Source organism: Psychrobacter sp. P11G5, assembly GCF_001593305.1.
Taxonomy (GTDB): domain Bacteria; phylum Pseudomonadota; class Gammaproteobacteria; order Pseudomonadales; family Moraxellaceae; genus Psychrobacter.
On the sequence record NZ_CP012533.1, the window covers coordinates 1,908,449 to 1,932,953 of the forward strand.

The window sequence follows — 24,505 nt, forward strand, 5'->3', positions numbered from 1 at the left end:
GATCTGTCTTGATGCTTACACTTACTTCAGTATGCGTTTAACATCAGTGGCGCTAACATCGCTGTTTGGCAGTCCACCGAAACTAACTCGCACATAATTGGCGATACTGGCAATTTGAGCATGAGTTAATTCTTTTGAAAAACCTGGCATCTTCGGCGCTGTATTTAGTGCGCCTTTAGCCCCATATGCAATGACATTAATCAGCGCATCTGGCTTAGCACGGCGAATGCTGGTTAGTCCTACGATAGAGGCATAACGTGCATCAGGCTGGGCGTAACCATCGACACCATGACAACTGGCGCAAACAGCAAGATACAATGCTTTTGACGAGCTGCTATTAGCGTTGATACTGGTATTGGCTTTTGCTTGCGCTAAATAGTCTTTTTGCTCAAGTAAGTTGTAAGTAATAGAGTCACTGGCTGGACGTGGCAAACGTGAGACATGCACTGGTATTAAGTAATCATCGGTCTTGATGGCCGGTATTACCTTTAGATAATCGGCGATTGCTATCAAGTCTTCATCGGTTAAATAGCGAGTACTGTGCGCGACTGCCTCACCCATTGGCCCACCAGCATACGCACGTTTATCAAGCTTTCCAGTACGTAAATAAATACTAATGTCTTGCTCACTCCAGCGACCAATCCCGCTATCGTTGTCAGGCGTAATGTTTGGTGCATACCATTTACCAAGCAGCGCACCAGATAAATACTTGTCTTTATTAAGACCCTGAGTAAGGTTGCGTGGTGTATGACATGTGCCACAGTGCTCTAAATTATTGACTAGATATTCACCACGTTGCTGCGTTTGGGTAAGACCTTGACGGTTTTCAGTAGAAGGTACGTTGATGACGTTCCAAGCTAACATCAAACTGCGAATATTTAACGGAAATGGTAATTTAGTGGTTTTTTCAGGTGGTTTATCAACGACTGGTACAGTTTGAAAATAAGCAAATAATGCACTGATATCGTCATCAGTCATCCCATGATAGGACGGATATGGCATGGCAGGATAAAGCTGGTAACCCGGTGCACGTCCCTTGCGCAGAGCTTTTGTAAAATCAGCTTCGGTATAATTGCCAATGCCATAACGTTTAGAAGGTGTGATGTTGGTCGAATAAATATTGCCGATAGGCGTTTCAATCGCTACGCCGCCACTATAGTCTTCACGATGACAAGCCATACAGTCAGCGGTACGCGCAACATAAGCACCGCGATTAGCGAGAGGACTATTTGCTGGGCTAACATTGGGTAAAGTTGCACTAGGAATAGGAAGGCTTATCTCTTTAGCCATCAAAGTGCTAAAGGCCATACTAAATGCAAGTGCTGACAACAGCACAGAAAACGGCTTCATAATAAACATCCTTGTATGTCGCCTATATAATGTTTAGCAAATAACGTTGAGGCAACTCTACTAAAATAAAACTATTTCACTGAAATTGCTTGCTTAATTATCTATCAAGCACGTTTTTTTACAAAGACTCAGGAATAAAACATCTGAAGGAATAGATGCATTTTAAGCCGTTTTTAATAGCTATCACCTCTAATATTTAGCCTAATTCTAGTAATAGCCAGCAACAAAAAAGCGTCCAATAATATTACTGGACGCTTTTTTGTTGAGCTTTTTATTGATTACTATTGTTAGTTATTACCTAAGTAAGATTAATTATGACAAACTTATTCGCTTGGATCATAACCTGGTGGGTTGGCATGCCTTAGCTGTGCCACATCTTTAGCAGTAACGGTCTGCTTAAAACCATTTAGATCATTGACCACATATTGAGTAACAGCTGCCATTTGCTCATCGTTCATCATCATATGGAATGACGGCATTCCGCGAAAGCCATTAATCAATATGTCAATAATGTAATATTTCGACTGCATTTTACTGTTATCTGCTAGCGGTGGGTAATAGCCCGCCCCATAAGCGCCCTGACCTTCATGCATATGACAGCCTGCACAAGAGTCGTGATATAGCTTGGCGCCATTGGTAGTAATAAAGGCATTTGAACCTTCAAACTTGGTTTCCCACTCTGCAATACTTGGATCGTTTTCCATGCTCGGCAGTGAGCTGTCATCAACGATGTTGATATTGGGCGCTCTTAATTCATCACGAGTCATATACACGCCGCCCCAAGCCCCAGTATTACGACTGGCTTGATTATCAGCCGGTTGCACAGTGTCTTGTTTACTAGCCAGTGTCTCTACATCATCTGCTTGTTGGCTACAGCCTAACAATACTGCAGTGCTTATCCCACTAAGCAACATCATATTGAGCATTCTGGATGTCATGTTTTTTATGCTTATATTGTCCATGATAGCCTCTGAATTTATTATAGTTATCAACATTAACCAAGCATTTTTGCTTTTTGGTGTAAGCGATTGGCTGCATCAATGCCAGATAGAATAGCGCCCTCCTGCCATGCAGGAATGTGTGAGCAGTGCTCACCTGCCAGTACAATACGGTTGTCAATACTACACAACTGATCATAATACTGCTCACGGCTTGACTCACTCCAGATACCATAACAACCTAATGTCCATGGGATACGGTGCCACACCACTGACGTTCCTGCGCGGAACTCTTTTGGATACTGTGGATGAATGTATTTACCATAAGCAAGTGCAACATTGATACGCTCTTTTGGGGTTAGCGTGTTGAACTTATAAGAAGTTGGGCCAAAGCCATATGCGCCTAGTAACACCCCTGTTCCCGTTTTAAACATGTCTTCTGAAGGGTAAGCGATTTGCGTGATAGGCATATCAGTATAGGTCAAGCCGCCAAAGATCCACTCGTCTTCTTCCCAAAAACGGCGGTTGAACTCTAGGCCAACTTTATAAGAGGTGTCATAAGGTACGGCAGCCATTGCCTTTTTCATAGGCTTTGAGACGTTGATATCAATTTGAGTCAATACGGTCAACGGAATATTACAAACACACCAATCAGCACGTATAGTCTTGGTTGCCCCATCTGGACTGTTACTATCGACATAATTGACAGTGACGCCACTTTCATCTTGATGAATCTTGGTGACTTTGGCATTAAACTCAATCATATCGCGGCACTCGCGAGTGAAAGCATCGCCGATTTTACCCATACCGCCTACTGGCTGGAACATCGTTGGTTGATGGCCATAAGTCATATGATTGCTATAGATATCTGACCACATGCCAGAATCTAATATCTCACTGATAGGTAGAGGCTTTGAGGGTTTTTCGTTTGGCATCAAACCACCACCAGGGAAAACGCTAAAACCACGATGTTTAGTAGTCTCATTGCTGGCTCTATAGCGATAGTCTTTGTCTAGCACACCCCAGCCTTTTAGGCCTTCAAGTAACTTCTCTTTATCCTCAGTATTCACCGAACGATCAAGACCTCCGACGTTAACGGCCTTTGATAGCAGCTCGGCTACGTTACCTTGTATATCGTTTTTTACATCGCCTAAGCGCTGCGGCACACCGCCAAAGTGAGTAGAGCGATGCAAATAAGCACGGTCATTGGTTTGAACAAAGGGTTGCATCTCAACGCCAAACTTTTTGCAATAGTGAAATACTGCATAATGGTGACTTGGCAAACGCCATGGTCCGCCGTTAAAGTAGTTACCTTCTTCAAAATCACAGGTAACCTCTTCACCGCCAAGCTCAGTATATTTATCGCCGCTATTAAGCGTCCAGCTGCGTCCACCACCGCGGTTTTGGAACTCGAGTACCTTGACATCATAACCTGCTTTACGCAGCTCATAGGCAGCAGTAAGGCCGCCAAGACCTGCACCAAGGATGACGATGCTAGCACCGGGAGGCGCACCTTGAAGATCCATAGATTCTTTAAAACTAGATTCAGAAGCGAATCCTAAAGTGGTCATTGCTTGATACATCGCAGTTGCGCCCGCTGTTTTACCGATCATCGAGAGCAGTTGGCGCCGCGTTGGTGATTGAGGCATGTCATTCATAATAATGTCCTTAAGTAGACTGTCGTGCGTGACGGTGTGGCAGTAGGCACTTCTCTTATTATTAGTTTGGCTTATACGCTCTGTATCTTATGCCAAGCTCTATTCCTCTGCCGTCTTGCACTTAATCTATGTCTTGTAATAAGCGTCTCATACGCATTTATAAGATTACTTGCTTGGTTGTCTGAACAAATCAATTCCAATTATCTGTGGCGCCTAGAACGTATAATCGTCCGAATAATAAATATAATAATGACGATAGCTACGATGATGCCTATTATCGCAAGCAGGCCTGCATACTTAATTAAAAAAGGTTGCTCAGGTTCTGATGCTATTACTTTATCGACATCAGCGGCACTTACATTACTGCTAGCAAGACTGCCAAAGTTCACGCGTACATAATTGGTAATACCAGCAATTTGCTGACTGCTTAACTCTTCTGAAAATCCAGGCATTTTAGGACTGGTATTGGTTGCGCCATTAATACCATGAAGAATAACGTTGATTAGACCATCTGGATTATTACGTCGGATACTACTTAGACCGACAATAGGTGCATAACGGGCATCGGGCTGACCATAACCATCGACCCCATGACAGCTACCACAAGCAGCAAGGTATAACGCTTCGGGCGAATTACTACCGCCACTAACATCCGCTTTAGCCTGTGCCAAATAATCTTTTTGAGCAAGAAGATCATGAGTGATTGATTCATTAATCGGGGTTGGTAAACGTGATGCATCGACCGGATGAATTTTATCATCTGTTCGGACAGCGGGTACGGCTTTAAGATAAGAGGCAATTGCATTCAAATCTGCATCTTTTAGATAGCGAGTGCTGTGCGCAACCACTTCACCCATCGGACCGCCAGCAAAGACCCGTTGATCCAGCTCACCTGTACGCAAATAGGTGATGATATCTTGCTCACTCCAATTACCTATCCCACTCGATTTATCAGGGGTGATATTTGGTGCGTACCAAGTGCCAAGTTGTGCACCTGACAGATAATTATCTTTATCAAAACCCATGGTACTGTTACGCGGCGTATGACAAGTGCCACAATGAGCAAGGTTATTTACTAAGTACTCGCCGCGTTGCTGCGTTTGCGTTAGCCCCTCACGATTTTCTGTAGAAGGTATGTTAATCGCGTTCCAACCTAACATTAAGGTACGAAAGTTAAACGGAAAAGGTAAATCTGTTTTGTACTCAGGAGCTTCATCAACGACTGGTACGGTCTGCAGATAAGCAAATAGCGCACTGACATCTTCATCTTTCATGCCGTTATAAGATGGATATGGCATGGCAGGATAAATCATGTGGTCGGGAGCACGGCCTTGCTGGAGCGCTTTTTTTAGATCCGCTTCGGTATAGTTGCCGATACCATAGCGTTTTGACGGGGTAATATTGGTCGCGTAAATATCACCCATTGGAGTTTCAATTGCGACACCCCCCGTATAGTCCTCGCCATGGCAAGCCATACAGTCAGCAGCACGTGCAATATAAGCACCGCGGTTGACTAAATCGCTATTGGCAGGGCTTACATTAGGCAAGCTTGCACTTGGAGTGTTAACTCCTTCAGCCATCACGGTGCTGGAAGTGAAACCAATAATAAGCATCGATAACATTATAGAAAGTGGCTTCATAATATCCTCATATAGCTGGCATATAGTGGCTGGAAAAATTAAGGCTGCTTAATAAAAAAGAATTAGAAAAAGGTAGTCAACAGTTTTCAAAACTAACAGTCCGGTTCTATTCTGCCTTATTATTGTGATTAGTCCTGTATAGACTTTCAGTGTTGGTATTGGTGTTGGTTACTCGTTTATGAATAGCTATTTCCATTAATTATTACAGTTATATGTCAAGTAATTTATATTTACCCTCTTAAGGTAAAACTATTTCGCTATTATTGCTTAAATATTAACCTATTTAACTCATTTTTTTACAAAAATTAAAATTTACCATTGACACATCAACTTTGACAAAATTTTCAAAATAATTAATCATATAATATTTAATAATTATCTAATAAAGGCTTTAAAAACATCTACTAAGCTTAAGTACAGTTCATTATTTTATTAAAACGATATTTAATAGTTGCATGAAAACTCACTACTTTATTCGCTTAGGCTAATTTATACAGATAGTATTGTATACATAACATATACAAATGCTGAGACAGATTTTTTAATGTAAATATATAACTCACAAATAAATAATTTATACAACATAAAAAATCAGCTGTTTTCTGTTGAAGTAAATTTGATATTTTTGAAAATAAACGACACTAAGCAAAAGTATACTATTGCTTAATAATAGGTTTTGGTTATTATGTAAGCTATTTGAGTACTACAAAAGGTATGCTGAGAATTACTATGAAATCGTTCAATTTTTCCTGCGTGCTTTTAATCATGACGCTACTTACTGGCTGCCAAGCCATTCAGTTTTTTGATAGTCCTATTCCTGTCACCTCTAACCCTAACTTAGTCAATGTTAATTCGGTTGATAATCCGTTCAATCAATAGCAATCAATATAAACAGCGCCCATTAAAAAAGCAGACATCAATATTGACGTCTGCTTTTTTATCATTATTTAATATTCGCTACTTTATACGTAATGAATATTAACTTACTATATTTTAATCAGCTTAACATGCTGGCTGATGCTTGATTATGGTCTTTGCCAAATGATCACCAAACCAAATAGCAGTATCAATATCACCTTTGCCTGGAGTTTCCTCTGGTGGTCCATCAAGCGACTGAGTCATCAAACCTAAGAAGCTTGATAGTCGGTTTAAATCATTTTCACCATGACCTGTCGGCATAAGTGGTAGCCCAATCCAGTTCATGCCATGCTGCATAGCATATAATGAAATCTGCTGTAATACTGCCAATTTGTCACCACTTAGACCACCTGAGTTAGCAAAAGCGGCTGCCCACTTACCTTCCCATTTTCGATGGTACCAACGCTTGGAGGTCTCATCCATAAAGGTTTTAAATTCAGCCGTGACACTGCCCATATATACCGCACTACCAAAAACGAGCAAATCTGCCTGATCCAAAAAATCCCAGTCAACGTCATGAACATCGACAGCTTTAGCTTGCGCCTCTGGTAATTGTTGGCGTGCACCCTCGACTATCGCTTCAGCTACGCGCTTGGTATGACCATAATTACTATGATAGATAACCGCTATCGATACAGTTGGCAGGTTATCAGTATTGGAAGATTGCAAAGACGGTGCTACAGATGTATTCATACGAACTCTAATAATGGGTAATAAATAATTAATTGAATAGTTAAAAGTTAATACTTTAAAACTTCATGAAGTATGATTAATAACAATTTGAGCGGCGCACGATAATCAGTGCCATTTGGCTCATTGCTGCACTTTGCATTGTTTAGCAGCAGTAAAGGCCACCCTCATGATCTATATGTTGATAAAGCACACTAAATAATATGCGCCAAGCTTCAGTAAATTCAAGCATATCAATATTAGATGCGTCTTGGTTAGCACTTAATTTATTAGCGCACACTTTTTTTATTAGTGCACACTCTAGCGAGATTTGACAGATTATCAACCAATCTTATGTAAGTAATCAATATTAGTCTGCATAAGCTACGAGCCAGCTCCTGTTATAGTAAAAAGCGATGATAACAAACGAGCTGATTCAAATATATGTTATTCCATATTATTATATGCTAATTCTTATTCTTCTAGTGCCTTCCTGTTTACTTTAATGCTAATAAGACTATGATGTAGCGCTGATTCGTTACTCATTGTAGAACTTCAACAAGTTCTATAAATCGACATAGAATCCACACTTCTACATCCAATATTCCTAAAAATCCTTATAAAAATAACATCCGATCAAATGCATCGGAGAAGGAAGCTATTACTTTGAATACTATCACTAGAGTTCAGTCGGTAAACGACACAAAAGATCCTATTGTAAGAGAGAGTCTTGCTTTAAATGCACCGCAGAAAATATTAATAGCGGGAGGCGCAGTTGCAGGTCTGCTGCTGCTTATTCATTTACTTGATACCCAACACATCTCCCAATCATTGCTCCTTGGCATTGGTCTTTTGCTAGGTTATACCCTCTTTCATGCTCGCTTTGGTTTTACCTCCGCGTTCAGACGTATGATGGCGGTAGGCAATGGGCAGGCAATGCGCTCCCATATGCTGATGTTGGCTATCGCTGTGACGTTGTTTGCGCCAATTCTTGCCTATGGCACCACCATTTTTGGTGGGCCAGTCGCAGGCTATGTCGCACCGTTGGGTGTCAGCTTAGTCGTGGGGGCTTTCGTGTTCGGCATTGGCATGCAACTTGGTGGTGGCTGTGCTTCTGGCACGCTCTACGCGATAGGAGGTGGACGTTCTGTCATGTTCATAACTTTTATCTTCTTCATAGTCGGAGCCACGATTGGTGCTTATCATCTCCCATTTTGGACAGAAGAGATGCCAGCTTATGCACCCTATTCATTAGCTACTTCTACAGGTCTCGGTTATACAGGCGCGTGGCTAGTATCGCTTGCACTATTCGGTTTAATCGCATGGGTAACGTTAATCATTGAGAGAAAAAGAAACGCACCAAAGATGGCATCCGTGCCTTCTGAATCTGGTTGGAAACGGATTTTTCGAGGCTCTTGGCCACTGTTTGCGGCGGCCATTATTCTAGCCCTACTTAATGCATTGACCTTACTAACGCGTGGTCAGCCTTGGGGCATTACTTCAGCCTTTACATTATGGGGTTCTAAAATTGCTAGCGGTTTGGGCGTTGATGTTGCCAGCTGGGGCTATTGGCAAGGGGCTAATGCTGCCGCTCTTGATGCTTCTATCTTTGCAGATTCAACGACTGTACTAAATATCGGTATCATCATTGGCGCATTTATCGCTTCGGCAGCGGGTGGTTTGTTCAAATTTACCCAGATTACTGCAGGTAATTTTGCTGCTTCTGTGATTGGTGGACTGATGATGGGATACGGTGCGCGTCTTGCATTTGGCTGTAATATCGGTGCTTACTTCGGTGGTATCGCTTCTTTTAGTTTGCACGGTTATATTTGGGGCATACTCGCAATGGCAGGGACTTTCTTAGCATTATACTTGCGTCCGCTATTTGGACTGTCAGTACCGAAGTCCAATGATTCTGTGTGCTAATAATAAGTAATCAGATTGAATCGACAATAAAAAATAGCAGGTTTTAGGCTGCTATTTTTTATTTCTATATACCCCAATATTTTTTTCAAGCATTGTACCTAAATGGCTAAACTGCGCACGACAATCAATGCCATTCGCCCTGTAGCTGGCTGCTGCAAATGCGTCTGCCGCCGATAAGAATAATAACGAGGATCAGCATAGCTACAGTCAATATCTGAATCGTTAGAAACACGGATACCTAACGTTTCTAATTGATAGGCAGCAATCTTCGGTAAATCTAGCTTTATCTTATCGCTGCCATCAGTAGAATTGGCTGGTATAGAAAATAGCGCGGCAAAATTATCCAGATGCTCGGTTGATAATGAGTTACTTTCTATACAACCTGCTAATAACTTATCTCGAACTTGGCTACCTACTTCATAGTGCGCTTGGCTAATACTAACGCCAATCCAAGCTATAATCTGCTCTGCCGACTCAAAACGCTCAGCAGTAGTCTTAATAATGCCACACGCCAGCCCTTGCCAGCCAGCATGAATAGCTGCTATCTGTCCACTTGCTGGTTGATATAAGACAATAGGTACGCAATCTGCGGTCATGATAGCTAGACCCAGTTCAGCTTGCTGACTGACTAGCGCATCAGCATCTACCGGACGCATACTCAGCGGACTGACATCAACATCATGAATCTGCTTACCATGAACCTGATTGACCCAGTGTAAGCGTTTGATAGAGGCACGCTGCTGCGTTGCTAATTGCTGGTTGATAGCAGCTAATAGACGCATACGATTATCTAATACTTGTGCAGGGTTATCAGCGACATGCAATCCAAGGTTCAACTCACCATAGCTTGCTTGCTCTGTTTGCAGCATTTTTTGAGATTTCTGATTATACGTCTCAGACTCTGTACTTTTAAAATCAGCACCTTCAAGACCTGGATTTTTAAAATCAGTATCCTCAAAATCAGCCGTTTGCAAGGCTGCTGTCTGAAACACAGTCACATCATCAAGCTGTGCCAGCATCGTCAGGGGAAGTTTGTCTGTCATATCTTATTCGTCATCATAGCCATCACTTAACACTGCCATCAACTTCTGCATATCTTCAGGAATAGGTGTCGTCACTTCGATGTCCTCACCCGTCGTCGGATGAACAAAGCCTAGGGTATAGGCATGTAATGCTTGACGCGGAAAATTACTAATCGCATTGCGCTGAGCCTCTGTCAAGCCTGCTCGTAATTGACGACGACCACCATAGACGCGATCACCCACAATTGGATAGGTAATATGACTTAAGTGCACACGAATCTGATGGGTACGTCCAGTCTCAAGCCCTACATCTAATAGACAATAATTATCATTAAGGGCAGTGACGTTTAACAAATGCGTGACCGCTTCACGCCCAGCTGTCATAACAGTCATCTTGGTACGCTGATTACGATGACGGCCAATCGGTGCATCAATACGACGATGGCGCATCAGGCTTGCTTGATCGCCAGCTACTACACACTGATAATGACGATAAACAGATTTGTCTTTCAACTGTTCCATTAAAGCCATTTGAGCGGGTTTGGTTTTGCCAATAAGCAATAACCCAGAAGTATCTTTATCAATACGATGTACCAGACCTGCACGCGGCAAATGATGCTGCTGCGGATAGTGATACAGTAGCGCGTTGACCAAAGTGCCGGTCTGATTACCAGCGCCAGGATGCACCACCATACCCACAGGCTTATTGATGACCAATACGGCGTCATCTTCATAAACCACTTCAATATCGATATTTTCTGGCTGATCTTCGCTGTGCTGCTGCAGTGTCGTCGAGAGATGTATAACGTCTCCCGCTTTGACGCGTTGCTTAGGCTTTTGCACGCTGCCATTATATAACAAGCTGCCGTCGCTAACCCAGCCCTGGAGCTGCGCACGCGAGAAGTCAGTGAAAACTTGTGAAGCAAGCTTGTCTATACGTAAACCCGCTTCATTTTCAGTAACGGTATAGGTCATATCAATAACTTGCGGTATAGCTTGTCCAGCTATAGAATTATCGTCACCTTGGTCTTCATCATGACTTTCATCATCGTCGTCATCGATTTCTTCATAATCCAGAGTTGACTCATCGTCAAGCAAATTGTCATCAATTAAATCATTGTCAAGTAAGTCGCCATCGTTTAACAATTCATCCTGTACGGATGGTTGTTGCGCTGATAGTTCAGTATCAGGTATCTGTTTCGGTGTTATATTTGTGGTCATAGCATTATTATTCGTAGCAGATTTATAGGTGACAATTTCCATAAATGAAAAAGTCATAAGGAGTAACTTTATAAAGCTATAAAGCCGCAATTCATAGGGTATTAAAATTAGAACCCTAAAAAATCACAATAAAAAGTCGGTTAAATATCGCTATAGTGTAACATGCCAAGAGCCTTTAGCCCTACAGTTGCGAGTACTTATCTATCATCTTCTATCGAGACATATGCCACTAGACGTTCTAACATATAACTCTCTATAATATAACATTGCCGTAATTTACTGTATATTCGGGAATAATAGCAATATTTGTCGTCGCCCATCAAAGTCGCTCATGCTAAACTATTCAAAATTTATCATATGACGCTTTACTGATAAGCATAGACATCAAACTTTGCAACAATAAAAAGGATAACTGTCTATAAATATAGTGCTGATTAATTGTAATTTGACTACAAAATAGCGCACGAAAAAATAGACGAAGGAAACGTTATTCTATAAAGTAATCGTGGTTTTGCTGTATGCTATGCCGCAGCTATGTTCAATTATGAGCAGTTATTTACTTGATACCTTGCTGTTTTATACCTTTGTTGTTTTGCACGTTGTTATCTTATAGCTTGATAGTCAGCTTTTTATCATTAACTTTGTTCTTAGTATGATAGCGCCACCGCTATTATGCGCCTTGTGTCGGAGAAGAAGTATGCGCCCTATTGGCAACACATTTATCAAAATCTCATCAATAACCTTGCTTGCCATAAGTGTAAACTTGGTAGGCTGTCAGACTTTTAAAAACCTGACTAGCAAAGACAGCGATGCGGTCGAAACTGCTGAAAAGTCAGAGCAAGGTTACTATAGTGATGCTATTGCTCAAATCGATAAGGGACGCTATATACAGGCTATCGAAGACCTGACTAATTTACGTACTTTTTATCCTACAGGGCAATATGCTGAGCAAGCACTGCTTGACACAATGTATGCTCAATATGCAAGTGGCAGCTTTGAAACAGCAGCGGCAAGTGCTGATCGATTTATTAGCCTCTACCCTGCTAACCCGCAAGTCAGTTACGCATATTACGTACGCGGTGTGGCCAATATGCAAGGCTCATCTGAAGGTATTAAACTGTTTAAGCTTAATCAGTCTGAACGTGATACTGCCTATTTTCGTATCGCCTTTGCTAACTTCCAAGAGCTTATCAATAAATACCCCAACAGTCCTTATGCGCCCGATGCAGCGCAGCGTATGACTTTTATCTATAATCAATTTGCTCATAGTGAGTTGACTGCTGCTAACTGGTATATCGAACGTAAAGCGCATGTAGCCGCTGTAAATCGTGCCAAATGGGTATTCCAGTATTATCCACTGAGCGAAGCCGTACCAGAAGCGATCGCTATCCTTGCTTACAGCCATCAGCAGTTAGGATTGACGGACTTAGCGAAAGAATATAAAACCCTACTCCAGATCAACTATCCAGAATGGCTTACTAGCGATGGGCGTGTCAGGTTGTCTACCAAGGCTGACCGTTCATGGTTGAATAAACTAACCTTTGGACAGCTTGGTCGTGCCAGCTTAAAAGATACACCGCTTAGCAATGGTGAATATACTGGAGCAACCAAAACTCAAATAGTTCGAGCGGCTACTCAGCTTAGATTGCCAGCTACTAATGCTGCTTCTCCAGTTGCTAGTGGTGCGCCAACTCGTCGCAATACTGGTGTTAATATAGGTTTGGGTTTACCTGAAAATGTGACTGAGCAAGTATCTAGTCAAGGTAGTCCAAGTGCTGCGGCAACAGAAGCCACCGTGAATCCACAAAACATGAATCCAACTCGCAGTACTATGTCACCTACTGATGATACTGTAGATATGGACGATGACAATTAAATTATCTAGGTAATTGTTATACCTTTAAAATAGACTACAACTTACGATAAACCATAGGGCCAACTGTATAGTTGGCCTTACTTTCCTATTGATTTTTTACAAATTCTGCATCTTATATAATGATAGATGAAACGCTAATATTTTGAATTTAGTTATCTATTCATTGCTTAGGCTATTTTATTATTGCTTTAAATACTTATCACTTCTCTCAGCTTTGCTATGGATTTGATTTAACGGTTTAGAATAATACAAAAATAAAAGTGCTAAAATAACGCTTGTCTTATCCTATGGTAAATTATTTTTTCTCATGAGCATTCCTAATCATATTCTTGAACAACTGAACAGCCAAGCTGACTTGATTAGTATTATTGGTCGTCATACGACGCTTAAACGTGCTGGTAGTGAATATAAAGGATGTTGTCCGTTTCATGGTGAAAAGTCACCTTCGTTTTATGTTAATCCACAAAAGAACATTTACCACTGTTTTGGCTGTAGTGTCGGTGGCAATGCCATTAGCTTTTTACGCGACTATGAAAGTCTAACTTTTATTGAAGCGGTGAATGAGTTATCAAAGCAAACTGGCATCGAAGTGCCAAAAGATGACCAGCAAAATGTCAGCTATCAGCGCAACAAACCTAATAGTAAGCCAACAGCCAAGCCAGCATCTAGACCAAATGCCAGGTCAATACAGCAAACACCCTCTACTTCATCACCTACCTCATCGGATATACAATCAACAGCGCTATCTAATGGGCAGTCGTCAGCTGATATCCCGTCTATTTCTTCTGACTCATATGAGTATCAGCAGACTAACGACTATGCAAGTCCGCCCAATTATGACGATGCAAGCTATAGTAGCTCGCTCACAGACAGTCCCTATGATGGCACAAGTTATGACAGTTCAGAGTACAGTGACTACCCGCCTACATGGCCTGCGGATGGTTCAGCATCATTTGATTCCGTAGCATTCCATCCAGTAGATCTGAATGATAATAATGTAAGCGACCAAGACGGTAATCTGTATGAATTACTGGAGCAGATTCAAAAGTTTTATCAGCACAATCTAACCACGCACCCTCATGCCAAACATTATTTTATGACGCGCGGTATTACTGAAGATATCTTTGAGACCTTCGGGCTTGGTTACGCGCCGTTTGGTTGGCAACATCTTGAGCATCAGTTCCCGCAAGACATTGAGGGACTCAAAGCCTTAGGTCTGGTACGCCAATCAGAGTCAGGACGTGATTATGACTTGCTCCGTGATCGAGTCATCTTTCCAATCCGAGACAATCAAGGACGCACTATTGGTTTTGGCGGTCGAGCGTTAGATGATGAAGTTAAGCCCAAATATATTAACTCTTCAGACTCGCCCGTCTTTCATAAGCAGCATGTACTGTATGGCTATTATGAATCAAGACAACAGCGTGCAGACCGCTGGCTAGTGGTCGAAGGCTATATGGATGTGATTGCCCTTTACCAAGCTGGTATTTATGGTGCGGTGGCATCCATGGGCACGGCTATTAATGAAAGCCAAATCTCGCGTCTATTGACCCTTAATCCCACTCTAACATTGAGTTTTGATGGAGATAGCGCTGGGCAAAAAGCCGCTTGGCGCACCCTTGAAGTTGCTCTACCTGTCCTAAGCGACGATAAAGAACTGCGATTTCTATCATTGCCTAATAACCATGATCCTGATACGTTTATCAAGGCTAATGGCGCGGAAGCTATGCGTGAGCAAATCATCAATGCTATGCCGCTATCGCAATACATTTTTGCCTATTTAAGTGAGCGTTATGATTTAGCATTGGCAGAAGGTAAAGCCAAGCTCATGTCACAAGTGCGCACTTTGACTACCTCACTACCTAAAGGCAGTAGTTTTCGTTATCTATTAAATAATGACATTTATCAAAAACTGGGTGGCAAACGTAGCCAAAACGTTGAGGCCAAAGACGCGTTGCTAGATTTTGATGGCGATATGACCATCAGCCAGCAGTTGCAGCTATGTTTTTTATTTCAGCCGCGTATATTCCAAGAAGACCCTATCGAGGCGATTTGGCGACAAGCTGGTATTGATAGTTTAGACTTCCCTGCTCATATCAAACAAAAAGCGCCTGCTGATGCTTTTAGATCATTAGCTTGGGAAGACTTGCAAGATACCGCATTACTCGATGTGGTCAATACCATTAAGCGTTGTTTGGCATATCTACCAACAGATGCCAATGCCGCCGCACACTTTATTATGTCGAATGTACAACCTGTTACTCAAGAGATGTTAAGCCGCAGTTGGGGCGCTTTTTATAAGACACTAACGACTAGAAATATTTTGAGTGTTGATGAGCTGGTCGAAAACTTAGTCATGCAGCTGCTTAAACTTCATATGCAAAAAAAGATGCAGGATCTAATCAAAAACCCAGATCATGTCAGACTTGCCATCGTACGCAAGCAGACACAACTATTAAATGACTGGTTACGTGCGCAGCAAGCAGAACAGTCAGCGCAAATGGCCACTGTTAAATCTTGATTTATTAGCTATTAAGCAGATAGTAGATAGCTAATAAAGAACCAACCCTTTAAAACATTGTACATCGCCCCCATCATTTATGATTATGGCTAGCACACATTTATAATAAGATATAAGTAGCAACTAATTGACTGTACCGTGCTCGATAGCGGTGGTCTGTGTTAAACTATGCGGCTGTGAATATTGACTGTCATTTTAGATACGGTCATATCGCCTTATTTTTTGAGTAGTATTTTTAGTAAGTTTTATTGAGCAATTTTATTGTAGTTTTTTGAGCCTTTATTCATATCAACTCATTTTCGTTATTATTGACATCCCCTACGCCTTTTTGTGATCAATCTATTGATTAGATCCACGCACCCAGCAAGCGATGGCACGTCATATCACGGAAATGTCCGACGCAAGCAAGTGAGTATTTATGAACGATAAGTCAGTTTCTAAGTCCACGTCTCAACTGGCCACCTTAATTCAAATGGGCAAAGAGCAAGGGTATCTTACCTATGCTGAGGTGAATGACCAACTGCCCGACTCCATTACAGAAAGCGATCAGATCGAAGACATTGTCCAGATGCTAACTGACGTCGGTATCAAAATCTTTGAGTCCGCGCCTGATGCTGATGACATCTTGATGAACGATGACTCAAGCGATGACGATATGGCAGCTGACGAAGCAGCGGCAGTATTAGCCTCTGTTGAGACTGAGCCTGGTCGTACTACCGATCCTGTCCGTATGTATATGCGTGAGATGGGTACGGTCGATTTGTTAACGCGTGAGGGCGAAATTGCCATTGCTAAGCGTATCGAAGAAGGTATTCGTGATGTGCAGCATGCCATGGCTTATTGGCCTGGTACAGTACAATTCGTTCTTGATGAATATCAGCGCGTAGTGGATGGTGATAAAAAGCTATCTGACGTCATCACAGGTTTTTTAGACCCTGAAACAGACGAAGATATAGCAGCAGCAAAAGAAGAAAAAGAAAGAGAAAAAGAGAAAATTTTAGTGATGAAGTCAAAAGCTATCGCTAAAGCCGAAAAAGATGACGACGATGATAGCGACGACGTAGATGACGCTGATGCAGATGATGTCGAAGAAGAAACTGGTGGTATCGATCCAGAAGAAGTGCGTCTTCGTCTAGAAGAGATCGAACATCTATTTATCAAAGCCAAACAAGCCTTGCTCGATTATGGTCGTGGCAGTACGCAAGCTGACGAAGCTTATGAGCAACTTGCCAGCCGCTTTATGATGTTGAAGCTTAACAACCGCATGTCAGATCAAGTCATGGCTATCATGCATGACGTCTATGATGACGTACGTAAGCAAGAACGCCAGATTATGCGCTTGGTTATTCGCCGTGGTCGTATGCCGCGTTCTGAATTCCGTAAAACTTTCCCAAGTAATGAAACCAACGTTGATTGGCTCACTGAGCGTCTTAAAGGCAAGCCTGCTTTTGCTGAGACCCTAGAAAAAGTCATTGATGATGTCATTTTATTACAACGTAAAATCCGTGATTACGAGCAAAAGCTCGACATGGAAATCCACGACATGAAAGATGTGGCACGTGGTATGGCGATTGGTGAAGCCAAAGCTCGCCGTGCGAAGAAGGAAATGGTTGAGGCCAACTTACGCTTAGTAATCTCTATTGCTAAAAAATATACTAACCGTGGTTTACAGTTCTTGGATTTGATTCAGGAAGGTAACATCGGTTTAATGAAAGCGGTTGATAAATTTGAATATCGCCGTGGTTATAAGTTCTCGACTTATGCAACATGGTGGATTCGTCAGGCTATCACCCGCTCTATCGCTGACCAAGCACGTACCATTCGTATTCCGGTACACATGATTGAGACCATCAACAAGATAAACCGTGTCTCACGTCAGTTGCTACAAGAGATGGGACGTGAGCCAACGCCTGAGGAATTAGGCGAACGCTTAGAGATGGACGAAGTTAAAGTTCGTAAAGTGCTGAAGATTGCCAAAGAGCCTATCTCAATGGAGACTCCTATCGGTGATGATGAAGATTCGCACTTAGGCGACTTTATTGAAGACTCAACGATTTCAAGTCCTGTTGATGATGCAACATCTGCTGGTCTACGTGAAGCCACTCGTGACGTATTAGGTAACCTAACTGAGCGTGAAGCGCGTGTACTAAAAATGCGTTTCGGTATTGATATGCCAACCGATCATACTTTGGAAGAAGTCGGTAAGCAGTTCGATGTGACTCGTGAGCGTATTCGTCAAATTGAAGCAAAAGCGCTACGTAAGTTACGTCATCCTTCACGTTCTGAGCATTTACGCTCTTTCCTTGAAAACGACTAATTTATATAGGAATTGCTGAACTTATATAAACGTTCTGAAAAGAAAATCAAAAAAGCTGAGCATGTCTCAGCTTTTTTGTGCCTGTTAGATACCATGTGATAACGCTATAGTCCTTTCACTACAAGAGACTCAAGTTAAAAAATCTATCAAAAGTGCACAAGGCCAAAAGCGTGTTTATCACACCATTCGCGGCTATACGGCTTACGTTTACGCATACGTAGTGAGAATGTCGAATTCCAACACCTTTACACACATCCAGCAACTATTAAATGCAAGGAAATGACACTAGGACTTTACCTAGCCTTAACGTTTGAACTTGCACGGCAAGCATATAATGATAATCTTAGCTTGTTAGCGCAAGGCATAGATCCGATAGCTCACCGTGATAATAAACGCATAGAACAAACCAATTCTTTAAACACTACCTTCCAAGATGTTGCTCATTACTGGCTTTGACCTATGCTGTCAATCCCGTAGACACTAACTTGGAAGATTTTAATCAGATAGCTTTATGATAATAATCTATGCTATCGATTTCATAGTCACTAAAGTTATATCTAACATTCGCAGTTCAATGTTTGTATAGCGCATCGAACGTATTCGAGTGATTATGGTAAATAGATTAAGAGATTAGTGTCTCAATCGCTTTCGATGCATTTACTCATTTAATAGAATGGTTATCTTAGGGCATACTTTAAATAAAAAGGATTTGCACTGAGAATGTGATTTTGTATTTTGTATTTTGTATTTTGTATTTTGTATTTTGTATTTTGTATTTTGCTATATATGATAAAGAACAATATACATTTAATACAAAATGATTTTTTATCAGTGCACAACCGGTGTACCTTCTGTACTAAAAGCAAAGCTTTTATTACTGAAGTTACCAATCATAACTGCCTCAATGACTGGTCTCACGGTCTCATCTACACCTTCAACTTCAATTATGAAGTTAGCGCCCGAACCGCCTTTATCTTCTTCTCTTTCGATAATATAGTTCAAGGTTGCCATGGCTGGTAGCTCAATGGTTTCTGTTAAGTATGATTTAACAAGCTCGCCATGTGTCCCGTAATAATCTATTTTATTAATATATAGTGAGTTCTTTAAGGTTGTGTTGCGCACGCTCAAGGTCGCTGACAGTAAAACCTTACGATTGTCTCTATCGGTATAAATGTCTGAATAAATCGGTACATAAAAGGTTTGTTTATAGCCAAACTTGCTGTGATCAACTTTTTTTGAGCCGTTCTCAAGCTCTTTAATAGGATCTTGATGTTCTTCTGAAAACATGACATTTGGGTCTTGTTTAGACGCATCACAGCCGCTCAACAGTAGCAAGCCAGTAATACATAGGACGGATATGCGACATTTATTCATAACGTTACCTTCTATCGATTAGTGTACCTTAACCCCAACACTACGTAAAAACTGATGGATATGTTTGTTCGCCCCGTAGACCACCAGCACATCATCATTCTGTAATATCTGCTCGGGCGTTGCTAGACCTTCGATACTAGGTTTACTTTGGTGACGACCAAAGCTGTCTTCATAGTGCTCATAGCGCATGGTGCTCAGCAGTTTAAGATTAAATTTATGTTCCATTTGTAAAGCCGCAATCGTTTTTCCAATTAAAATATCTGGGATACTAATCTCAACGATACTAAAGTGATCCGTTAAGCTAAACGAGTCGACGAAATAACGTAGCGATAGCCGTTTTGCCCAGCGCATCGCTGATTCTTTTTCGGGATGAAAAATATCATCAACCCCAATCGCTTGGAGGACTTTTTCGTGGAGCGGATTGATACTGCGACTGATTAAATGCTTGGCTTTCAAGGTTTTAAACAGTGCCGTCGCCATCACATTTGCCCCTTGGTCTTCACCAATTGCCACCACGACAATATCAGTATCCATAATCGGTAGACCGTTGACCGTATACTCATCGGTTGCATCCATGCAGATGGTATGGGTGATAACCTCCTTATAAGCTTCAACCTTTTGCATGCTGCTATCGATAGCAATGACCTCATGACCTTGGCTGGTCAGCGCCATACCGAGCGAGGAGCCAAAACTTCCTAAACCTGCAATGATATATTTCATGATACTCCTTGTCATTTATGCCATCGTAAATACAGCAATGGGGCATGATTAGTTAATAGTAATCTCTTCGGTTGGATAACGATAGTTACGTTGATGCCTGTTTTTAAGTAGTGCAACAAAAATAGTTAACATGCCGACGCGCCCAACAAACATAATCACTGAGACCACAAGCTTGCTGAAGGTTGATAAATCAGCGGTTAGGTTTAAGCTGAGACCTACAGTGCTATATGCCGAAAAACATTCAAAAACGACTTTAATCAAATCAAGCTCGGGCTGCTCATAACTAATGAGCGTCACGCCCAGTCCAATGACCAATAATGACAACCACATAATTGAAAATGCACGACGAATAGAGATGTCAGCAATCTCACGTTGGAATACTTCAACTTTGGTCTGACCGCGCGCTAAGCTCAAGGTATTTAAGACTGCAATAGCAAAGGTGCTGGTCTTGATACCACCGCCCGTTGAGTTTGGCGAGGCTCCAATCCACATCAAAAAAATGGTCAGCATAATGGTCGGGAATGCCAGCGCATCCATATCAGCAATATTAAATCCTGCCGTACGCGGAGTCGCTGCCGTAAATAACCCCGTAATGACCTTGCCGTAAACACTGCTATGCTCAGCAAGTATGCCATTGTATTCAAACATCAACACTCCAATCAGCCCGATCAGTAATAAGGCACCAGAAGTAATCAACGTAATACGACTATTAATACTGAGCAGCCATGGCTGATAACCATAACGCGGATCATGAGCATGGAGCGCCCTTTGGGTACGGTGACGTAGATAACGCAGTAAATTGGCAACAATCAAAAACCCCATACCACCAAATAAGAAGGTGGTACTAATGATCAGCTGTAAAGAATAGTTAAAGCGTAGCGACTCATCATATAAGCCAGCACTGAATGTTGAGAATCCAGCATTACAGAAAGCAGAGATGGCATGAAAAACAGAAAAAAACATCCGTTCAGAGAAGTTCATACCAGGTAAATCATAAATACTGATATAAATTAGCATAGCAGCGAGTGCTTCAATGCCAAAGGTGATATATAGAATAGACTTTAAGGTTGACACCATGTCGCCTAAACGCCGTGAAAAGTTCATCTCACTGATACTGAGTTGGGTCTCATAACTGACGCCACCTTTAAAAAAGTAGCTGAAGTAAGTCACAAAGGTCAAGATTCCCAAGCCGCCAATTTGAATCAGCCCTATAATAATCACTTGCCCAAAAGTAGTAAAACGCGTTGCCGTATCTACCACAATCAGCCCTGTGACGCAGACTGCGCTGGTAGCAGTAAATAAGGCATCAACAAAGGATATAGGCTCAGTGGTAGCGTTAGGCATCATCAATAGTAACGATCCAACCAATACCACTGATAAAAAACTTAAGATGAAAAATTGACCAGGGTTTAAAAAGGCACGATTCAGATTAAAGTTATTGTCGGATATTTCACGAATGAAAGTGACAAACACGGCAATCTTAATCGCAATAAATCCATCAACTGGCATCGATAGCCCTGAGCGAGCTAATTCAGTGAAATGTACCGCCAGTAAAACAAAAATAGCCACACTGGCTAGTAAGTCAAAAATCGCTACTTTATTTACAGAGAGGCGCGTCTTTGCGCGTACATAGCGCCAAACCGTTGCGACGAATCCGAGTAAAATGATAATTAAGTAAAAAAGATGAAAAATATGTTGTAGCCAAGATGATAGGGTAAATCCACTATCGACCAATGCAAATCCTATTCCAATAACACTGATAATGACGGCAAAATTATTTAATAAGCGATATGGTAGGGCTGGGTGCATAGCCTAATTCCAGACGAGGAGTAAATAGTATATTTATACTCCTTTTTTCTATTATTAACTAAGATTGGTTTTTAATAATCGTAACTAGCTATAATTTCTATGACAAACCCCTATAAATAAAGTTTGCCTTTATTTATAGGGGTTTGTCATATATTCGATATCAAATGAAATAGATGAGTTTTTTTGGCTTGCTGTGTGTGCCTATGTATGACAATGGTGGTCAGATTTAACGACTAAATAGGCAAATCACCATAGCAACAATCAAAATAGATATTAAAGTTAAAAACTTATAAAAAATGTACAAGAGTATTTGCTATGAGATAAACTGCAAAAAATAGTAATCTTACTGGCTATTAAATCTAGCATGTTTAATACCTACTATATCTACCAGACTGGACGAGTAATTGCACAATGAAAAAATCAGTTCAAACCATTTTAAATCAAGTGAGACTTACCGCTTTAATTGCAGCATCATTGATATCTGCAACAGTACAAGCAGCAGACAGTAATGATCGTCTAAAGATTACTATTGATAAGCAAGCCAAATTACTAATGAAGGAGCATAATATTCCAGGGATGGCTTTCGGCGTTATTATTGATGGCAAATCACATTTTTATTATTATGGTTTGGCTGATAAAAAAGCTGGCAAACCTGTGTCAGAAAACACCATTTTTGAGCTAGGATCTATCAGTAAGACCTTTGCAGCTACCTTAGCCAGTTACTCTGAATTGAATGGCACACTGGCATTAGAAGATACGGCTGACAAATATATTCCTTACCTAAAAAACAGCGCCATTGGCAATACTAGGCTTATAAACTTAGCCACCTATTCGACTGGTGGTCTACCCCTACAAGTTCCTGATGAGGTTGAAAACAATAAGGGGTTACTGCGTTATTATAAGTCTTGGCAGCCTGTCTTTCCTGTAAACTCAAAGCGTCTATATTCCAATGCCAGTATAGGACTGTTTGGTTATATATCAGCACTGAGTATGGACTCTGATTACACACAGCTGATGGAAGAAAAAACACTGCCGTCACTCAATATGCCAAATACCTTTGTCAATGTTCCTAACGACAAAATGGCGGATTATGCGTTTGGTTATAATGCTGCTGGAGAGCCGATAAGAGTTAATCCTGGCATGTTAGACGCCGAAGCCTATGGTATTAAATCCACCATTTCAGATATGACGCATTTCATGGCTGCGAATATGGGGCTGGTGCCGCTGGATAAAGATATCCAGCAAGCGTTAGACAACAATAGAAAGGGTTACTATCAGGCGAGCACTTTTACCCAAGGTTTAGGATGGGAGATGTATCCTTACCCTACTAAGCTGGATACCTTGCTTGAGGGCAATTCAATGGATGTAGTGCTAAAGCCTCAAACCATTACAACCGACAATCATCCAACGCCTGTTTTAAACAACGTATGGGTTAATAAGACAGGTGCTACCAATGGGTTTGGCGGCTATATCGCTTATATTCCTGCTAAAAAATCAGGTATTGTCATTTTGGCAAATAAAAACTATCCAAATACAGATAGAGTCAAAGCAGCATATAAGATTTTAGAAAGTTCGATGACTCATTGATTGAGCATGAGTCACAAAGCAACCTTATGCAAATAGCTTTATAAATTATTGAGAACCCAGCTAAATGCTGGGTTCTTTTACATCTAACTTTTAAGAGCAGCCTTCGACCAGATAAATCGCTTCTGGTATACCAATATCAATACTCTCTACCTGACCTTTTAATAGGTTTTTATTGTCTGCTGTCCATTCAGTCGCCTTAATTTGATAGTCATTAAGCTTTTGACCGCCCTTGATATGATATTCAATCTGTATAGGCAGCTTGTGCCCTTTATCATTAAGCTTAACGTCTTCGTCTTTTAACCACTCTCCTGGTTCATTTTCTTTTATTACTTCAAAATTCACATTAGCAATCAGGTTATAGTAGTCGCCATCAACCGCATATTTATCAACTTCGTAAGCAATGTTATCATTGTGCACTTGCATAACTTCTTCCACTGAATCACCGACGTTAATACTTGTATAAAGTGGCATGGCTGGATCCTGAATAGTGATCACTGCAACCTTGTCATCTATAATCTGATATAGCACAGAGGCACGTTTACCGTACTCTTCATCCACATAATTTAGTTTTTCATTACTGACGTAATAGCATTGTTCGTTATCGCCATCCTCTCTCGTAAGTCCTAAATCACTTAACAGTTTAGGAGTAATAACTTGCCCGAAGCTTAACTTCTGATAACCTGATAGGCTTACCATTGAAGCATTTGTCGGGGTTATATCTTTAGGCGATGTACTATTTGTCTCAATTATATTTTTATCTGTATCACTAGTTTGTGAATTTACATTATTAGAAGCACTATGGTTACCGGATGATAAACTCTGTGAGTCACAGCCAGTTATCAGTTGCATACTACCGACAATAACAGTAAAGAGTAATATGAATTTGGTCATTAAAAAAGGTGACTTTTGATGAAAATTTGACATCGCTACTCTCCTAATATGAGTCTGTTGATACATAA

General features: G+C 41.2%; 16 protein-coding genes. 5 read left to right on the forward strand and 11 right to left on the reverse strand.

The genetic code is table 11. The features are described 5' to 3' along the window. Nucleotides 1-21: 21 nt before the first annotated feature. From AK825_RS07740 to AK825_RS07760, 5 genes are all read right to left on the reverse strand, one after another. On the reverse strand, nt 22-1,350 hold the full coding sequence (locus AK825_RS07740; protein ID WP_068036010.1) for a cytochrome c: 1,329 nt from the start codon (nt 1,348-1,350) through the stop codon (nt 22-24). 323 nt (nt 1,351-1,673) lie between these two features. Then, nucleotides 1,674-2,288, reverse strand: a complete 615-nt coding sequence (locus AK825_RS07745) for a cytochrome c (protein ID WP_227514036.1) — start codon at nt 2,286-2,288, stop codon at nt 1,674-1,676. A gap of 56 nt (nt 2,289-2,344) precedes the next feature. Then, nucleotides 2,345-3,946: a flavin monoamine oxidase family protein gene (locus tag AK825_RS07750; protein WP_068036012.1), complete on the reverse strand. Its 1,602-nt coding sequence runs from the start codon at nt 3,944-3,946 to the stop codon at nt 2,345-2,347. A gap of 200 nt (nt 3,947-4,146) precedes the next feature. Beyond that, on the reverse strand, nt 4,147-5,586 hold the full coding sequence (locus AK825_RS07755; RefSeq protein ID WP_068036014.1) for a cytochrome c: 1,440 nt from the start codon (nt 5,584-5,586) through the stop codon (nt 4,147-4,149). 1,002 nt (nt 5,587-6,588) lie between these two features. After that, on the reverse strand, nt 6,589-7,197 hold the full coding sequence (locus tag AK825_RS07760; RefSeq protein WP_068036016.1) for a flavodoxin family protein: 609 nt from the start codon (nt 7,195-7,197) through the stop codon (nt 6,589-6,591). Nucleotides 7,198-7,839: 642 nt separating this feature from the next. Between AK825_RS07760 and AK825_RS07765 the strand changes: the two genes are divergently transcribed. Continuing rightward, a complete protein-coding gene (locus tag AK825_RS07765; RefSeq protein ID WP_068036018.1) occupies nt 7,840-9,099 on the forward strand; it encodes a YeeE/YedE family protein in 1,260 nt (419 codons plus the stop codon). Between the two features lie 98 nt (nt 9,100-9,197). Here the strand turns inward: AK825_RS07765 and pgeF are convergent, their stop codons facing one another. Next, nucleotides 9,198-10,142, reverse strand: a complete 945-nt coding sequence (gene pgeF, locus AK825_RS07770; RefSeq protein ID WP_068036020.1) for a peptidoglycan editing factor PgeF — start codon at nt 10,140-10,142, stop codon at nt 9,198-9,200. Nucleotides 10,143-10,145: 3 nt separating this feature from the next. Beyond that, complete coding sequence (locus AK825_RS07775) at nt 10,146-11,342, reverse strand: RluA family pseudouridine synthase (RefSeq protein WP_082787280.1); 1,197 nt, start codon at nt 11,340-11,342, stop codon at nt 10,146-10,148. A gap of 697 nt (nt 11,343-12,039) precedes the next feature. Between AK825_RS07775 and AK825_RS07780 the strand changes: the two genes are divergently transcribed. The 3 genes from AK825_RS07780 to rpoD all read left to right on the forward strand — a co-directional run bounded on the left by AK825_RS07780 (nt 12,040) and on the right by rpoD (nt 18,056). Beyond that, on the forward strand, nt 12,040-13,218 hold the full coding sequence (locus AK825_RS07780) for an outer membrane protein assembly factor BamD (protein ID WP_068036023.1): 1,179 nt from the start codon (nt 12,040-12,042) through the stop codon (nt 13,216-13,218). Between the two features lie 307 nt (nt 13,219-13,525). Continuing rightward, nucleotides 13,526-15,739, forward strand: coding sequence for a CHC2 zinc finger domain-containing protein (locus tag AK825_RS07785; RefSeq protein WP_068036025.1), 2,214 nt, complete (start codon nt 13,526-13,528; stop codon nt 15,737-15,739). 418 nt (nt 15,740-16,157) lie between these two features. Continuing rightward, nucleotides 16,158-18,056 (forward strand): RNA polymerase sigma factor RpoD, encoded by a 1,899-nt coding sequence (gene rpoD / locus AK825_RS07790; protein WP_068036027.1) that lies wholly within the window; start codon nt 16,158-16,160, stop codon nt 18,054-18,056. An 828-nt stretch (nt 18,057-18,884) separates the two neighbouring features. On the opposite strand, the gene AK825_RS07795 is transcribed toward rpoD, so the two are convergent. Genes AK825_RS07795 through AK825_RS07805 form a run of 3 tightly spaced genes read right to left on the reverse strand, consistent with a single transcriptional unit; the run spans nt 18,885 to nt 21,959 of the window. Next, nucleotides 18,885-19,430, reverse strand: coding sequence for a DUF3124 domain-containing protein (locus AK825_RS07795; protein ID WP_068036028.1), 546 nt, complete (start codon nt 19,428-19,430; stop codon nt 18,885-18,887). Nucleotides 19,431-19,448: 18 nt separating this feature from the next. Further along, nucleotides 19,449-20,150 carry a TrkA family potassium uptake protein gene (locus AK825_RS07800; RefSeq protein ID WP_068036030.1) on the reverse strand — a complete coding sequence of 234 codons (702 nt, stop codon included), beginning with the start codon at nt 20,148-20,150 and terminating at the stop codon, nt 19,449-19,451. Between the two features lie 48 nt (nt 20,151-20,198). Further along, nucleotides 20,199-21,959 (reverse strand): potassium transporter TrkG, encoded by a 1,761-nt coding sequence (locus tag AK825_RS07805; protein ID WP_068036032.1) that lies wholly within the window; start codon nt 21,957-21,959, stop codon nt 20,199-20,201. Between the two features lie 411 nt (nt 21,960-22,370). Here AK825_RS07805 and ampC point away from each other — a divergent pair, with 411 nt between their 5' ends. Next, nucleotides 22,371-23,546: a class C beta-lactamase gene (ampC, locus tag AK825_RS07810; RefSeq protein ID WP_068036033.1), complete on the forward strand. Its 1,176-nt coding sequence runs from the start codon at nt 22,371-22,373 to the stop codon at nt 23,544-23,546. Between the two features lie 90 nt (nt 23,547-23,636). Here ampC and AK825_RS07815 read toward each other — a convergent pair whose 3' ends face one another. Continuing rightward, on the reverse strand, nt 23,637-24,470 hold the full coding sequence (locus AK825_RS07815) for a hypothetical protein (protein WP_068036035.1): 834 nt from the start codon (nt 24,468-24,470) through the stop codon (nt 23,637-23,639). Between the last annotated feature and the right edge of the window lie 35 nt (nt 24,471-24,505).

What these genes read in the sequence shown, in the direction of transcription:
- AK825_RS07740 (WP_068036010.1), bottom strand. Translation starts at nt 1,350, where the DNA reads ATGAAGCCGTTTTCTGTGCTGTTGTCAGCACTTGCATTTAGTATGGCC.
- AK825_RS07745 (WP_227514036.1), bottom strand. Translation starts at nt 2,288, where the DNA reads ATGACATCCAGAATGCTCAATATGATGTTGCTTAGTGGGATAAGCACT.
- AK825_RS07750 (WP_068036012.1), bottom strand. Translation starts at nt 3,946, where the DNA reads ATGAATGACATGCCTCAATCACCAACGCGGCGCCAACTGCTCTCGATG.
- AK825_RS07755 (WP_068036014.1), bottom strand. Translation starts at nt 5,586, where the DNA reads ATGAAGCCACTTTCTATAATGTTATCGATGCTTATTATTGGTTTCACT.
- AK825_RS07760 (WP_068036016.1), bottom strand. Translation starts at nt 7,197, where the DNA reads ATGAATACATCTGTAGCACCGTCTTTGCAATCTTCCAATACTGATAAC.
- pgeF (WP_068036020.1), bottom strand. Translation starts at nt 10,142, where the DNA reads ATGACAGACAAACTTCCCCTGACGATGCTGGCACAGCTTGATGATGTG.
- AK825_RS07775 (WP_082787280.1), bottom strand. Translation starts at nt 11,342, where the DNA reads ATGACCACAAATATAACACCGAAACAGATACCTGATACTGAACTATCA.
- AK825_RS07780 (WP_068036023.1), top strand. Translation starts at nt 12,040, where the DNA reads ATGCGCCCTATTGGCAACACATTTATCAAAATCTCATCAATAACCTTG.
- AK825_RS07785 (WP_068036025.1), top strand. Translation starts at nt 13,526, where the DNA reads ATGAGCATTCCTAATCATATTCTTGAACAACTGAACAGCCAAGCTGAC.
- rpoD (WP_068036027.1), top strand. Translation starts at nt 16,158, where the DNA reads ATGAACGATAAGTCAGTTTCTAAGTCCACGTCTCAACTGGCCACCTTA.
- AK825_RS07795 (WP_068036028.1), bottom strand. Translation starts at nt 19,430, where the DNA reads ATGAATAAATGTCGCATATCCGTCCTATGTATTACTGGCTTGCTACTG.
- AK825_RS07800 (WP_068036030.1), bottom strand. Translation starts at nt 20,150, where the DNA reads ATGAAATATATCATTGCAGGTTTAGGAAGTTTTGGCTCCTCGCTCGGT.
- AK825_RS07805 (WP_068036032.1), bottom strand. Translation starts at nt 21,959, where the DNA reads ATGCACCCAGCCCTACCATATCGCTTATTAAATAATTTTGCCGTCATT.
- ampC (WP_068036033.1), top strand. Translation starts at nt 22,371, where the DNA reads ATGAAAAAATCAGTTCAAACCATTTTAAATCAAGTGAGACTTACCGCT.
- AK825_RS07815 (WP_068036035.1), bottom strand. Translation starts at nt 24,470, where the DNA reads ATGTCAAATTTTCATCAAAAGTCACCTTTTTTAATGACCAAATTCATA.